At 62.8% G+C, this 13,105-nt stretch carries 13 protein-coding genes; 6 read left to right on the plus strand and 7 right to left on the minus strand.

Annotated elements, in window-relative coordinates; translation table 11 throughout:
• Nucleotides 1-61: 61 nt before the first annotated feature.
• Nucleotides 62-949: an acetylglutamate kinase gene (argB, locus tag ASD63_RS15240; RefSeq protein WP_034797321.1), complete on the minus strand. Its 888-nt coding sequence runs from the start codon at nt 947-949 to the stop codon at nt 62-64.
• A 152-nt stretch (nt 950-1,101) separates the two neighbouring features.
• On the opposite strand from argB, the gene ASD63_RS15245 reads away from it, so the two are divergent.
• The 4 genes from ASD63_RS15245 (at nt 1,102) to msrB (ending at nt 3,786) form a co-directional block, all read left to right on the plus strand.
• A complete protein-coding gene (locus ASD63_RS15245; protein WP_034797319.1) occupies nt 1,102-1,641 on the plus strand; it encodes a sigma-70 family RNA polymerase sigma factor in 540 nt (179 codons plus the stop codon).
• The gene (locus ASD63_RS15250; RefSeq protein WP_060529507.1) at nt 1,638-2,357 is read left to right on the plus strand and encodes an anti-sigma factor; all 720 of its coding nucleotides are present in this window, start codon (nt 1,638-1,640) and stop codon (nt 2,355-2,357) included. The genes ASD63_RS15245 and ASD63_RS15250 overlap by 4 nt, the downstream gene beginning before the upstream one ends.
• Before the next feature lie 167 nt (nt 2,358-2,524).
• A complete protein-coding gene (locus ASD63_RS15255; RefSeq protein WP_034797313.1) occupies nt 2,525-3,082 on the plus strand; it encodes a fasciclin domain-containing protein in 558 nt (185 codons plus the stop codon).
• A 212-nt stretch (nt 3,083-3,294) separates the two neighbouring features.
• Nucleotides 3,295-3,786, plus strand: coding sequence for a peptide-methionine (R)-S-oxide reductase MsrB (gene msrB / locus ASD63_RS15260; protein ID WP_060529508.1), 492 nt, complete (start codon nt 3,295-3,297; stop codon nt 3,784-3,786).
• Between the two features lie 13 nt (nt 3,787-3,799).
• On the opposite strand, the gene ASD63_RS15265 is transcribed toward msrB, so the two are convergent.
• From ASD63_RS15265 to rpmH, 6 genes are all read right to left on the minus strand, one after another.
• Nucleotides 3,800-4,336, minus strand: a complete 537-nt coding sequence (locus tag ASD63_RS15265) for a DUF1269 domain-containing protein (protein ID WP_034797308.1) — start codon at nt 4,334-4,336, stop codon at nt 3,800-3,802.
• Nucleotides 4,337-4,485: 149 nt separating this feature from the next.
• Nucleotides 4,486-5,139: a ribosome biogenesis GTP-binding protein YihA/YsxC gene (gene yihA / locus ASD63_RS15270; protein ID WP_034797613.1), complete on the minus strand. Its 654-nt coding sequence runs from the start codon at nt 5,137-5,139 to the stop codon at nt 4,486-4,488.
• Between the two features lie 56 nt (nt 5,140-5,195).
• Nucleotides 5,196-6,128, minus strand: a complete 933-nt coding sequence (locus ASD63_RS15275; protein ID WP_034797305.1) for a DMT family transporter — start codon at nt 6,126-6,128, stop codon at nt 5,196-5,198.
• 158 nt (nt 6,129-6,286) lie between these two features.
• Entirely contained in the window at nt 6,287-8,074 is a 1,788-nt protein-coding gene (gene yidC, locus ASD63_RS15280; protein ID WP_034797302.1) for a membrane protein insertase YidC, read from the minus strand.
• Complete coding sequence (rnpA, locus tag ASD63_RS15285) at nt 8,074-8,472, minus strand: ribonuclease P protein component (protein ID WP_034797300.1); 399 nt, start codon at nt 8,470-8,472, stop codon at nt 8,074-8,076. The genes yidC and rnpA overlap by 1 nt, the downstream gene beginning before the upstream one ends.
• 20 nt (nt 8,473-8,492) lie before the next feature.
• Nucleotides 8,493-8,627, minus strand: a complete 135-nt coding sequence (gene rpmH, locus ASD63_RS34210) for a 50S ribosomal protein L34 (RefSeq protein ID WP_060519824.1) — start codon at nt 8,625-8,627, stop codon at nt 8,493-8,495.
• A gap of 397 nt (nt 8,628-9,024) precedes the next feature.
• Between rpmH and ASD63_RS15290 the strand changes: the two genes are divergently transcribed.
• Entirely contained in the window at nt 9,025-11,028 is a 2,004-nt protein-coding gene (locus tag ASD63_RS15290) for a methyl-accepting chemotaxis protein (protein ID WP_034797297.1), read from the plus strand.
• A 444-nt stretch (nt 11,029-11,472) separates the two neighbouring features.
• Complete coding sequence (locus ASD63_RS15295) at nt 11,473-12,954, plus strand: HAMP domain-containing sensor histidine kinase (RefSeq protein ID WP_034797295.1); 1,482 nt, start codon at nt 11,473-11,475, stop codon at nt 12,952-12,954.
• Nucleotides 12,955-13,105: the final 151 nt, after the last annotated feature.

The following is a 13,105-nucleotide window of genomic DNA, read 5'->3' on the forward strand; positions in this document are numbered from 1 at the left end:
ATCCGGAAGCTGTGTGAGACGGCTTCCGGATCCTCGTCACGTTATTGCCGATCGGGTTGCGTCAGGGCACGATCAGCGTGCCGGCGCCGCGCTCGGTGAAGATTTCGAGCAGCACCGAATGGGCCGTCTTGCCGTTGAGGATGACGACGCCCTGAACGCCCGCCTTGATCGCGTCGATGCAGGTCTCGACCTTCGGGATCATCCCGCCGGAAATCGTGCCGTCGGCGATCAGCGCGCGGGCCTGGGATACTGAGAGTTCCTTGATCAGGTTGCCCTGCTTGTCGAGCACGCCGGGAACGTCCGTCAGGAACAGCAGGCGCGTGGCGTTCAGCGCACCGGCGATGGCGCCGGCGAAGGTGTCGGCGTTGATGTTGTAGGTGTGGCCGTCACGGCCGGGCGCGACCGGCGCGATCACCGGGATCATTTCCGAGCGGGCGAGCAGGTCGATCAGCGTGCGGTCGACTTCGACCACTTCGCCGACGAAACCGAGATCGAGGACGCGCTCGATATTGCTATCCGGATCCTTGACGGTCTTGCGTGCCTTTTCGGCGAAGACCATGTTGCCGTCCTTGCCGCAAAGGCCGATTGCCCATTCACCCGTCTGGTTGATGAGCGCGACGATCTCCTTGTTGATCGAGCCGGCGAGCACCATCTCGACGATCTCGACCGTCTTTTCGTCGGTGACGCGCAGGCCGCCTTCGAACTTCGATTCGATGCCCATCTTCGTCAGCATGGCGCCGATCTGCGGGCCGCCGCCATGCACGACGATCGGGTTGACGCCCGACTGCTTCAAAAGCGCGATGTCGCTTGCAAAAGCGCGACCGAGCTCGCTGTTACCCATGGCGTGGCCGCCATATTTGACGACGATCGTCTTGTTCTCGTAGCGCTGCATGTAGGGCAGGGCCTGGGTGAGCAGGCGTGCCTGGATTTCACTTTCATTGGCGGACATGGCGGACCCTCGAAAAATACCGGCTGCTGTTTAGCGCAAGTTCCGGATCGATGGAATGATCGGAGAGCAACATAAAGGCCGAATGACGATACGGCTGGTTCAAAGTGAACTGCGCCCTATCTCTGGAGAGATGAGGCTTCGGGGCGCGTTCTATGATCGATGAGGATATAGCCGGCCTGCTTGGCCGCGTTTCGCTCGGCGATCGCGACGCCTTCGCCGAACTGTATCGGCAGACCAGTCCGAAACTCTTCGGCATCTGCCTGCGTATTCTTGGCAATCGGGGCGAGGCGGAAGAAGCGCTGCAGGAAATCTACGTCAAGATTTGGCAGCGGGCTGGCCGGTTTTCGCAAGGACAGGCGGCTGCGGGTTCCTGGCTGGCGGCAATAGCGCGTAATCAGGCCATCGACTTCATCCGGGCGCGCAAACCGGCTGCCAATGTGATTGACGAAGCCTACGATTTGGCTGATCCTGCTGCCGATCCGGAAAAGTTGGCAGTCGTGAGAGCAGAAGGCAGGCGGATCGACGCCTGCATGGAGGAGCTTGAAGAAGACCGCGCGGAAGCGGTGCGGCGCGCCTACGTCGAAGGCCTGAGCTACCAGGAACTGGCTGACGTCTTCGCGGTGCCGCTGAACACTATGCGGACTTGGTTGAGGCGCAGTCTCCTGAAGTTGCGAGAGTGTATGGAGCGATGACGACACCAACCCCAGAGGGCCGGGACTTTCGCCGCGACGAGGTGATCGCGGGCGAGTATGTGCTCGGCGTGTTGTCTGCCGACGATCGCCGCAAGGTCGAGGCCCGGCTTGCTTCCGATCGCAACTTTGCCGCCATGGTCGACCGCTGGCAGAGCAACCTTTCCTCCTTCGACGACGCCTATGATCCGGTGGTGCCCCCACCTAGGACGTTCTCCGCGATCGAACGGCAACTTTTCGATACGTTGCGGTCGGAACCTGTACGGTCCCGCGGGCTCTGGCACTCGCTGGCACTCTGGCGAGGATTGGCGCTTGCCTCGTTCGCCGCCCTGCTGGTGATGGGCGCCTCAATGGCCGGCCTGTTCGAGACGCGGTCGACCGGTGCCTCGCTTGTTGCCGAGCTCTCGGGGAAAGGCAGCGCCATCGATCTCGTCGCCCGCTTCGACCGGGCATCGGGCCGCTTGCAGGTAACGCCGGTGGCCGCCAGCCACGCGGAACAGAAATCCCTCGAACTTTGGCTGATCAACGGCAGCAATCCGGCAATCTCGCTCGGTGTCCTGCCGCAGACCGGGGAGGGCGAAATCGCCGTGCCGTCGACCTTCCGCTCGCGGATCTCCGCCGGCTCGGTTCTTGCCGTCAGCGTCGAGCCGCTCGGCGGTTCGTCGACCGGCGTGGCCACCGGACCGATCATCGCGCTCGGCAAGGCGCGAAACCTCTGAGCGCGTGATATCGATAAATATCCTTATTTATCAATCGACTAACTTCCCTGAAAATTCCTGAAACTCTTTCTCCCGTCGTTCCGTTGCTTGTCTTGTTCCCCCCGTAGGGAACGGCAGCTTCGGCGGGCGGCCCATGCGCCGCCTCCCTCAACAGGAAGGAAGAGAAGATGTTCACGTCTGCCATCCGCTTGGTCGCAACAGCGTCCGTCCTCGCAGCAAGTGCCTTCGTCGCCCATGCCGAAAATCCGATGGTCGGCGGCGCGCCGATGTATGCGGAGAAAAACATCGTCGAGAACGCCGTTAATTCCAAGGATCACACCACGCTGGTCGCGGCCGTCAAGGCAGCCGGGCTGGTGAAGACGCTGGAGGGCAAGGGGCCGTTCACGGTGTTTGCGCCGACGAATGCCGCCTTTGACGCACTGCCGGCCGGTACCGTCGACACGCTTCTGAAGCCGGAGAACAAGGACAAGCTCGCCAAGGTCCTGACCTGCCATGTCGTTGCCGCCGACGCGATGTCGGCGGCGATTACCGAGATGATCAAGAAGGACGGTGGCGAGCATGACGTCAAAACGGTCGGCGGCTGTGTGCTGAAAGCCAGGGAAGACGGCGGCAAGCTGATGCTGACCGATGAAACCGGCGGTACGGCGACGGTAACGATCGCCGACGTCAAGCAGTCGAACGGCGTCATCCATGTGATCGACAAGGTGCTCCTGCCGAAAGGCTGAGTTCGGCGGCGCCTGGCCGCTGCCGGCGGCCTGGCGCTTGCCATCGGTCGTATGACCGATGGCCCTTCACCGCGTCACGATGCTTTGAACGGCATTGTTTTGCAGCGGGTGTGTCCGGGCGGTATCGTCTATCGCGACATCCGACAAATCGACAACGTACAGCGCACCGCGCGAATGATCGTGACGCGCTTTGGGCCAAGTGGGAGGTTAGCATGATCAGCCGGCGCGTCTTCCTGATGGCAGGCACGGCATTGGCCGCAGCATTCGCGTTGCGCGGGCTCACGCCACTTGCATGGGCAGCGGGAATGGAGCCCTTCGAGGTCGTCAAATCTGATGCCGAATGGCGGGCAGCCCTCACCGACGACCAGTACCGGATCCTTCGGCACGAGGACACGGAGCGTCCCTTTACAAGCGCGCTTAACCACGAGAAGCGCAAGGGCACCTTCCAATGCGCAGGTTGTGCACTGCCGCTCTATTCGTCCGAGGCGAAGTACGACAGTGGCACGGGCTGGCCGAGCTTCTGGCAATCGCTCCCCAATGCCGTGGCGACATGGGAAGACAATTCGCTGCTCATGACCCGTACGGAATGCCATTGCCGCCGTTGCGGCGGCCACCTCGGTCACATCTTCGACGATGGCCCGCCACCGACCGGCAAGCGCCATTGCATCAATGGCCTGGCGCTCGCCTTCGTGCTGTCTCGATAAGCCAGCCGGACGATTAGGCGCCGGCGGGCGGTGCAGCCGCTGTTGTGCCGGAGAGCGCTGCCTGCAGCTTCTGCTCCTGTTCGGGCGAAAGCGACGTTTTCAGCACGCGGCCGCGCAGGTCGGGGAATTCGGCGAGAACCTTTTCCGGCTGAACCTTGCGCACCAGGATGAACAGAGCGGAGGAATTGTTCGGGATGGTGTTGCCGAGCGACTTGATGAATTCGTCGTCGATACCGTAGTCGCTGAGCGAGCCCGAGAGGGCGCCGGCACCCGCGCCGAGCGCACCGCCGATTGCAAAGCCTGCCAGCGGATTGAGGAACAGGAGGCCGACCAGGCCGCCCCAGAGCGAGCCGGAGAGCAGGCCCGAGGTGGCGCCGACGGCGGTCAGGTTGAGGCTCTGCTTGAGGTGGACCTTGCCTTCGGTGTCGCGCACGACGACCACCGCATCCTCGAGGTCGATCAGATATTCCTTCTTCAGCCCGGCGAGCCGGACCAGAACCCTGTCAGCCTCCTCGGGGGAATCGAACCCGACAACGATCAAATCGGACATGTCTCACTCCTATCTCTGGCCGCGCCACCGTTCTGGACGCAACGCAGAGATAGAGCGGATTGCATGTCGGGGTAGTGACAGAGATCAAAGACATCGATTTCGCATGGGGGCCCGTGCTCTCCGCGCGATGCCGGATGCCCTGCAGCCCTTTAGCGCGCGATCGCAGTGCCGATCGCCGCCCGCAGCTCTTCGAGCCCTTCGCCCTTTTCCGAGGAAGTTGCGAGGACTTCCGGGAAGGCGGCGGGATGCTTCTTGATCTTTTCGAGCGTCTCGGCGATCAGCCGCGGCACGCCGGCGGCCTTGATCTTGTCGGTCTTGGTCAGCACAAGCTGATAGGAGACGGCTGCCTTGTCGAGCAGGTCGAGCACCTCATCGTCGTTCTTCTTGATGCCGTGGCGGCTGTCGATCAGCACGTAGACGCGCTTCAGCGTCGAGCGGCCGCGCAGGTAGTCGAAGACCAGTTTTGTCCAGGCATCGACCTGTTCCTTCGGCGCCTGGGCATAGCCGTAACCGGGCATGTCGACGAGCGCCATCGGCGGCAGGTCGTCGGCCTCGCCGGAAAATCCATCCGGTACGAAGTAGTTGAGTTCCTGCGTGCGGCCCGGGGTGTTGGAGGTTCTTGCCAGACCCTTGTGGCCGACCAGGGCGTTGATCAACGACGACTTGCCGACGTTCGAGCGACCGGCAAAGGCAATCTCGGCCGGTCCTTCCGGCGGCAGGAATTTCATGGCGGGGACGCCGCGAATGAAAATCCACGGCCGGCCGAACAACGGCTTGTCGTCTTTGGGTCTGGTATCGGCCATCGGCGGTCGGTCCTTCATCGAGAAAGTCCTTGGCTTCAAGGTTTTGGCCGTGGATGTCAAGGCGTCGGCGTGCGGACCGGCCGTGTGGGGATGGTTTGCGTCCGCCGGAATTCGTTGAGCAGGTAGGCCAGCAGCGCCAGGAGAACGAAGGTGCCGCCGACGATCGTCCGGCTGCTCGGCACCTCGCCATGGATGATCGCGACCCAGAGCGGCCCCAGCACCGTTTCCGCCGTCCCGAGCAGCGCGGCCAGCGCCGAGGGCACCAGCCGGGCACCGGTCACGAAGAGCGCCATGCCAAGCCCTAGGTTGAAGGCGCCGAAGACGAAGAGCAGCGCGAGCTCGCCTCCAGTCACCGCCAGGCCCGAGGACTGACTGGCGGCAATGCCGCTTGCGGCAAAGCAGCCGAAGCAGGTCGCCGGCGTCATGCGCACATGCGGGTATCGGCGGGTAATGACGGTTGCCAGCGCGAAGACGACGGGGATCAGCAGCGCCAGCGCATCGCCGACCGGTGACATTGTTCCCGTCAGGCTTTCCGAGACCATGATCCCGACGCCGAAGATGACCGCGGTGATCGCGCCCCAGGTGAAGCGCGAGACCCGCTCGCGAAACAGCACCCAGCTCATCAGCGCCGCAAACAGCGGCACCCCGGCGCCGAGCAGAACGACATTGGCGATCGTCGTGTAGGAGATCGCAATGATGAAGGAGGTCGAGGCGATGGTGAAACAGAGCCCGACGGCGATGCCCGGCCAGCCCATGCCCTTGAACAGGGCCACCGTGCCGCGCGGTCCGTCACGCACCAGCATGAAGGCGAGCAGGAACAGGCCGGCAAACAGGCAGCGCCAGAAGACGATCGTCCAGCTGTCGGAAATGTGCAGGAACCGCGCAATCGCGCCGCCAAAGCTCCAGAAGAAGGCCGAGCCGAAGACGAGCAGGGCGCCAAGCTTCTCGTTGGCGGCGAACGGGGCGGAGGTGGCCGACGGGTCGGTCATGATAAATTGTCCTGGAGCAGGGGCGCGCTGATTTCAATAACGCCAGATGCCCGGACCGCACGTCCGCGTCAACGCCATCCGCGTGTCGCGCCGCGGCGTGGAAACAAAAAAGCCCCGGACCGAAGTCCGGGGCTCTGCGATTGTGGTACCGGCAGGCGTCATTCCGCCGGTTTGGGCTTCTTCGAGAACAGGCCCTTCAGATTATCGAAGAGCTCGATCTTCACGCCCTGGCGCTTCATGATGATCGACTGCTGCAGCACCGAAAGCGTGTTGTTCCAGGCCCAGTAGATCACGAGACCGGCCGGGAAGGAGGCCAGCATGAAGGTGAAGACCACGGGCATCCAGGTGAACAGCATCGCCTGGGTCGGATCCGGCGGCGTCGGGTTCATGCGCATCTGCACGAACATGGTAACGCCCATGATCAGCGGCCAGACGCCGAGGTGCAGGAAGGCCGGACCGTCGAACGGCAAGAGGCCGAAGAGGTTGACGATCGTCGTCGGATCCGGCGCCGACAGATCGTGGATCCAGCCGAAGAACGGCGCGTGGCGCATCTCGATGGTGATGTAGATCACCTTGTAGAGCGCGAAGAACACCGGGATCTGGATGAGGATCGGCCAGCAGCCTGCCAGCGGGTTGATCTTCTCTTCCTTGTAGAGCTGCATCATCGCCTGCTGCAGCCCCATGCGGTCGTCGCCGAACTTCTTCTTCAGTTCCTCCATCTTCGGCTGAACCTTCTTCATGTTCGCCATCGATGCGTACTGCTTGTTGGCAAGCGGGAAGAACAGACCCTTGACGACGATCGTGGTGATCAGGATCGCGATGCCGAAGTTGCCGAACAGACGGAAGAAGAAATCCATCATTTTGAACATCGGCTTGGTGATGAAGTAGAACCAGCCCCAGTCGATCAGCTTGTCGAAGTTGGGGATCGAGTAGGCCACTTCATAGTTGTCGACGACAGGAACTTCCTTGGCGCCGGCAAACACGAGGTTCTTGATTTCCGAGGACTGACCGGGCGCGACCGTGATGGCGTCGCTCTTGTAGTCGCTCTGGTAGCGCGCGCGACCGTCGGTGAAGTGCGTGAAGCGCGTGTCGTAGGGGGTTGCCTGCGGCGGAACGATCGCCGCTGCCCAGTACTTGTCAGTAATGCCGAGCCAGCCGCCGGTTGCCTTGCCCGGCTCGACCGACTTTTCGTCCTCGATCTTGCCGTACTTCAGTTCCTGCAGGCCATGCTCGCCGAGCACGCCGATGAAGCCTTCATGAAGTACGTAGACGCTCGGCGTCGTCGGCTTGTTGAAGCGGGTCACGCGGCCGTAGGAGGAAAGGCTGAGCGGCTCGGCTGCACCGTTCTTGATGCTGTCGACCACCTGGAACATGTAATGTTCGTCAACCGAGATGGTGCGGTTGAAGGTGATGCCCTTCTCGTTGGTGAAGGTCAGCGTCACCGGGGTCGCCGCGGTCAGCTTGTCGCCGCCCGAAAGCGTCCAGACGGTCTGCGGGCCGGGCACGGTGCCGGTTGCGTCGCTGCCGACATAGCCAATTTCGGCGAAGTAGCCGTCGACCGTTTCGGCCGGGCTGAAGAGGGTGATGACCGGGCTCTTCGGATCGACCGTCTCGCGGTATTCCTTGAGTTTCAGGTCGTCGAAGCGGGCACCGGTCAGGTTGATGGAGCCGGAAAGCGCCGGCGTGTCGATCGCAACGCGGGCCGATTTGGCAATCGCCTGGTCGCGGTTTTCACCGGCGCCCGGGATCGCGCCGCCGCCCGGCAGAGCCTGGCCCGGCGTCGCTTGAGTCGGCGTTGCCGACTGCGATTGCGCCTGCTGGGCCTGCAGCGCTTCCGCAGCGATGCGTTCCTTTTCCATCTTCGGATTGACGTAAAGGAACTGCCAGGCAATGAGGATCAGCACGGACAGGCCAATCGCCACGAAATAGTTGCGGTTTTTTTCCATCATAGTTTCCTGGAACCGGCCGGCGGCCGCTTCTGTTTCGGCTTGTTTTCGATGCGCTCGTGAAGGCCCCGGGTCAAGGCGTCGAAGGGAGCATTCAGGAGTTCGCGTCGGGCGACAATCACATAGTCGTGTCCGGGTTTCATTGCAAACCCGGCGGAAAGCCGCACCGCCTCTTTCAGGCGTCGGCGCATCCGGTTTCGCTCGACGGCATTGCCGTGTTTCTTGGTGACGGTGAAGCCGACGCGGGCTTCGCCTTCCGGATCGTTGCGGTCGAGCACTTCGAGGAGAAACAAGGGGCCTCTGCGGCCTTCTCCGGCCCGAACGGCCAAAAACTGCGGACGGCTTTTCAGCCGCCCGACAGTCGTTTTGTCTTTATCTGACGTCATGTGCCCGGACACTGGTTTCGGGCAACTTCGGCTTAAGCCGAAAGACGCTTGCGGCCACGGGCCCGGCGGGCCGAGAGGACCTTCTGGCCACCCTTGGTAGCCATACGCGAACGGAAGCCGTGGCGACGCTTGCGGACAAGCTTGGACGGTTGGTAGGTACGCTTCATTTATTTAATACCGCGGTGTGCGGCCCTTCTTGGGTTTGCGTGTAGCAAGGAGCGTTTACGTTATCGGACATGGCTCCGCCATTTCGGGCAGGAGGGCTTGACCGGACGTGCGCGGCTTATAAGGGGAATTTTCCCGGAAAGTCAATTGCGGGCGGCGATTCAGTGGCGACAGCACCGCAAAAACCGCCGGCGCACCCGCCAAAGGCGATCCGTCGGGCCGCGAAAAGGAAGGCCAACTAGCCGAGATTGGTAAATGGAGCCCTAACTGGATCTCCCCAGAATGCCGGTCGAGGGCGACGAGCTTTATTAACCACGCCTATTTTAGGGTCCCTCCGGTGCATATGGGGCGGCGGCATGTCCGATAATCGGAAGCTCTCGTCACTCCGTGGAGGTCGGGATGAAAATACGCGGTAAGATCAATCTAATTGTCGGCATCATGAGCGTGCTGGCGGTTGCGGTGACCGGCATGTCGCTGGTTGCTGTCAGTAAATACAACGAAAAGTTCCACCAGTACGAGAACGTGGCGAAGCGCGCCTTCTACGCGGAACGCCTCAATCGTCTGGTGACCGCGGTCGTCATGGAATCGCGTGGCATCTATGCCGCCCCGACCATCGAGAAGGCCAAGCCCTTTGCCGAGGGCATTCGCAAGAATCTCGACAAGATCGACACGCTGCTCGCCGATTGGCGCCCGCTGATCCCCGCCGACACCAAAGCGTCCTTCGACACGCTGGTCGCCCGCGCCGCGGAATTCAGGACCTTCCGCGTCGAGACGGCGCGGCTTGGCGAAGAAGTTTCACCGCAGGCTGGCAACGAGCAGGGCAATACCGACGCCAATCGCGCCAACCGCAAGGCGTTCCAGGAGCAGATCGACGGCGTCGTCGACATCAACCTGAAGACGCTTGAAGTCGTGACGGCTGACGTTGCCACCTTCGAGCGCAGCGTGATCATCACGATTCTTGCTATCGCCGGCCTTGGCCTCATCGCCGGCATTGGAGCGGCCTTCTACATCGCCACGAACCATTTGAGCCGTCCGATCCTCGAGTTGACCGGCAAGATGAAGCAACTGGCTGGCGGCGATCTCACCGCGGACGTGCCCTTCGTGGGCCGCAAGGACGAGATTGGCGAAATGGCAGAAGCCGTTCAGGTCTTCAAGCAGAACGGCCTGGCCGTACGCGACCTCAACGCGCAGGAAGCGGTACTGCGTGAAAAGAGCGCCGACCTGCAGTCGAGCATCGGCGTCGTTGTTGCGGCCGCTGCCGCCGGTGATTTCACCAAGCGCATCGGCAAGGACTACGAGAACGACGACCTCAACCGCTTTGCTGGCAGCGTCAACGAGCTGGTCGGCAGCGTCGATGCCGGCATCGCCGAAACCCGCCGGGTGATTGCGAGCCTTGCGGCCGGCGACCTGACCCAGAGCATGAACGGCCATTATCAGGGTGCCTTCGCCGAGCTGCAGAAGAACGTCAACGAAACCCTTTCCACGCTGCAAAAGACGCTGCGCGAGGTCCGTGTGACCACCGACTCGATCAACGGCAATTCGTCCGAGCTGCGTTCGGCCGCCGACGATCTGTCGAAGCGGACGGAGCAGCAGGCCGCAGCCCTTGAGGAAACGTCTGCAGCGCTCGACCAGATCACGGTTGCGGTCAAGAGCTCCACCGAGCGGGCGCAGGAAGCGACCGTCATGGTCAACGAAGCCAAGCACAGTGCCGCGCAGTCGGCGGCCGTCGTGCGCAACGCCGTCGACGCCATGGGCCGCATCGAGCAGGCCTCGAGCGAAATCGGTCAGATCACCAACGTGATCGACGAAATCGCCTTCCAGACCAACCTGCTGGCGCTGAACGCCGGCGTCGAGGCAGCCCGTGCCGGCGATGCGGGCAAGGGCTTCGCGGTCGTCGCGCAGGAAGTGCGTGAGCTCGCCCAGCGTGCCGCAAGTGCCGCCAAGGACATCAAGTCGCTGATCTCGAAGTCGGGCAGCGAAGTGGCAACCGGCGTCCGCCTGGTACAGGAGACCGGTTCGGCACTTGGCGAGATCGAGGAACGGGTCCTGAAAATCAACGACCACATCCACTCGATCGCGACGGCCGCGCGCGAACAGTCGACGGGCCTCAGCGAAGTCAGCACTGCCGTCAACCAGATGGACCAGGTGACCCAGCAGAACGCCGCCATGGTGGAAGAGGCGAATGCCGCAACCCACAAGCTCTCCGGCGAAGCCAACAATCTCGCGAGCCTGATCGCCTACTTCAAGGTCGACAATGTTGCCGCCCGGCCGATCGCCGTGGCTCGGGAGACGGCCCAGCCGGTCGCATCGCCCGCCCGGCGCATGATGGGCAACGTCGCCCGCGCGTTTGGCGGCGGCGGCTCCGCTGCGGCGGTTGCCAAGGACGATTGGGAAGAGTTCTGATCGGCGAATTGCCTCGCCAAGTGATTGGAGCCCGCGGTGCCATAAGGTGCCGCGGGCTTTCTGTTTCGTGAGCCTTCCAGGCTTGCCCTCGATCAGGCCGCACGGCTGTCCTTGTCGTCGGCAAGGACCGCCACTCGAACTGTTCCCTGGGTGACTTACACCGATGCCAATTCTGTGCAGGTAGGTCGAGCCGAGGCGGCGGCGCGCCGAAATTTGCTTCGGCGATGCAAGGGGAGAAAAATGGGCGGGACGCGATCCTTTGTCATGATCGACGGCACGAGACGAAGAGACAGCCGCGCCTATGCCGCACCCTCTAAGGTCCGTCTGCGATTGGAAAAACGGTGGCCATCTCCTATTATGCGCCCCAGGCGCGATGCCCCATGGCCCGGATGTTCATACGGGGTCCCAGGCGTTTTGGTTGACGGGCAGGAAAGTTTGTAAGGCATGGCGGAAGAAACACGTCCGGCGATGGCAGGCGAGGCATTGAGAACCAGTGCCGGGTTTTTCCGCGGCCTATCCGGCAAGCTGCTGCTCTTGACCATTGTCTTCGTCATGCTGGCGGAAGTGCTGATCTTCGCGCCGTCGGTTGCCACCATGCGCATTCGCTGGCTCGAGGATCGGCTGAATACGGCAGCCGCTGCTGCCGTCGTCGTCGATGGTCTGCAGAATGTCGAACTGCCGCGCAGCGTCCAGAAGGACACGCTGATGGCGACCGGCACGAAGGCGATCGTCATCCGGCGCAAAGACGCCTCGCGCATGATCGCGCTCACCGACATGCCGCTTGAGATCCAGGGCGAGTACGACGTCGCCAATTCCACAGCCGTCGCAGCCATCCGCGATGCTTTCGATACGCTGCTCTTCGGCGGCGACCGCGTGATCCGCGTCTATGGGCCGCTCGGCGAAAGCGATGCGACGATCGAGCTCCTGATGAAGGATGCGAGCCTGCGCAAGGCCATGCTCGTCTACTCGCGCAACGTCTTTGTCCTGTCGCTGATCATTTCGCTGATCACCGCGGCGCTGATCTTCCTGGCCATCAACCGCATGCTGATTGCGCCGATCCGGCGCATGACGGCCAACATGCAGGAGTTTTCCAACGATCCGGCCGATCCGGCCCGCGTGCTCGTGCCGCCGCAGGGGCACGACGAACTCGCCGTCGCCGGGCAGCATCTCGCCAGCATGCAGCGCGAGCTGCAAAAGACGCTGAAGCAGCAGAAGAGCCTGGCCGAACTCGGGCTCGCCGTGTCGAAGATCAACCACGACATGCGCAACATCCTGTCCTCGGCGCAGTTGATTTCCGACCGCCTGGCCGACGTGGACGACCCGGTGGTCAAGCGCTTCGCGCCGACCCTGCTGCGCACCATCGACCGCGCCGTCGGCTACACCCGCGAGGTCCTGTCCTACGGTCGCACGACCGAGGCCGAGCCGCATCGACGCTTCGTTGCGCTGAAACCGCTGGTCTCCGATGTCGCCGAATTGCTGGCGATCGATCCGCAATCCGGCATCGATTTCCAGATCCAGATGCAGGACGACCTCGAGGTCGACGCCGACAGCGAGCAGCTCTTCCGGGTGGTGCACAACATCTGCCGCAACGCCGTGCAGGCGCTGACCAATCACGAGCCGGAGGATGGCCGCCCACGCACCGTTGCCGTTTCCGCCATGCGCATCGGCAGCGTCGTCACCATTTCCGTGGATGATACCGGGCCCGGCATGCCGCCCAAGGCGCGGGAAAACCTGTTCGCCGCTTTCCGCGGCTCGGCGCGCTCCGGAGGCACGGGGCTTGGGCTGGCGATCGCGCGCGAACTGGTGTTGGCCCATGGCGGCACGATCGCGCTCGTCGAAAAGCCGACGCCGGGCACGCTGTTTCGCATCGAGCTGCCCGACCGGCCGGTGCCGCTCGACGCCTTCCGTTCGAAGTTCCGCCATTAGCGCCGCACATTCACCCTCTTGAGTGTCGAGCCGGAGCCGTTGGTGATTCCATATTTGGGCGGGGTCTGACCGACCACCGCGCGCGGCTCGTCTGGCGCATGGGCGGCGGAGGTGGCACCCTTCAATTATTTTTCGCAGCCAGGTCCTGCGG

Source organism: Ensifer sp. Root558 (assembly GCF_001427045.1).
Classification (GTDB): Bacteria; Pseudomonadota; Alphaproteobacteria; order Rhizobiales; family Rhizobiaceae; genus Ensifer; species Ensifer adhaerens.

What these genes read in the sequence shown, in the direction of transcription:
- yihA (WP_034797613.1), bottom strand. Translation starts at nt 5,139, where the DNA reads ATGGCCGATACCAGACCCAAAGACGACAAGCCGTTGTTCGGCCGGCCG.
- ASD63_RS15290 (WP_034797297.1), top strand. Translation starts at nt 9,025, where the DNA reads ATGAAAATACGCGGTAAGATCAATCTAATTGTCGGCATCATGAGCGTG.
- ASD63_RS15275 (WP_034797305.1), bottom strand. Translation starts at nt 6,128, where the DNA reads ATGACCGACCCGTCGGCCACCTCCGCCCCGTTCGCCGCCAACGAGAAG.
- msrB (WP_060529508.1), top strand. Translation starts at nt 3,295, where the DNA reads ATGATCAGCCGGCGCGTCTTCCTGATGGCAGGCACGGCATTGGCCGCA.
- yidC (WP_034797302.1), bottom strand. Translation starts at nt 8,074, where the DNA reads ATGGAAAAAAACCGCAACTATTTCGTGGCGATTGGCCTGTCCGTGCTG.
- ASD63_RS15245 (WP_034797319.1), top strand. Translation starts at nt 1,102, where the DNA reads ATGATCGATGAGGATATAGCCGGCCTGCTTGGCCGCGTTTCGCTCGGC.
- ASD63_RS15250 (WP_060529507.1), top strand. Translation starts at nt 1,638, where the DNA reads ATGACGACACCAACCCCAGAGGGCCGGGACTTTCGCCGCGACGAGGTG.
- rpmH (WP_060519824.1), bottom strand. Translation starts at nt 8,627, where the DNA reads ATGAAGCGTACCTACCAACCGTCCAAGCTTGTCCGCAAGCGTCGCCAC.
- ASD63_RS15255 (WP_034797313.1), top strand. Translation starts at nt 2,525, where the DNA reads ATGTTCACGTCTGCCATCCGCTTGGTCGCAACAGCGTCCGTCCTCGCA.
- ASD63_RS15265 (WP_034797308.1), bottom strand. Translation starts at nt 4,336, where the DNA reads ATGTCCGATTTGATCGTTGTCGGGTTCGATTCCCCCGAGGAGGCTGAC.
- argB (WP_034797321.1), bottom strand. Translation starts at nt 949, where the DNA reads ATGTCCGCCAATGAAAGTGAAATCCAGGCACGCCTGCTCACCCAGGCC.
- ASD63_RS15295 (WP_034797295.1), top strand. Translation starts at nt 11,473, where the DNA reads ATGGCGGAAGAAACACGTCCGGCGATGGCAGGCGAGGCATTGAGAACC.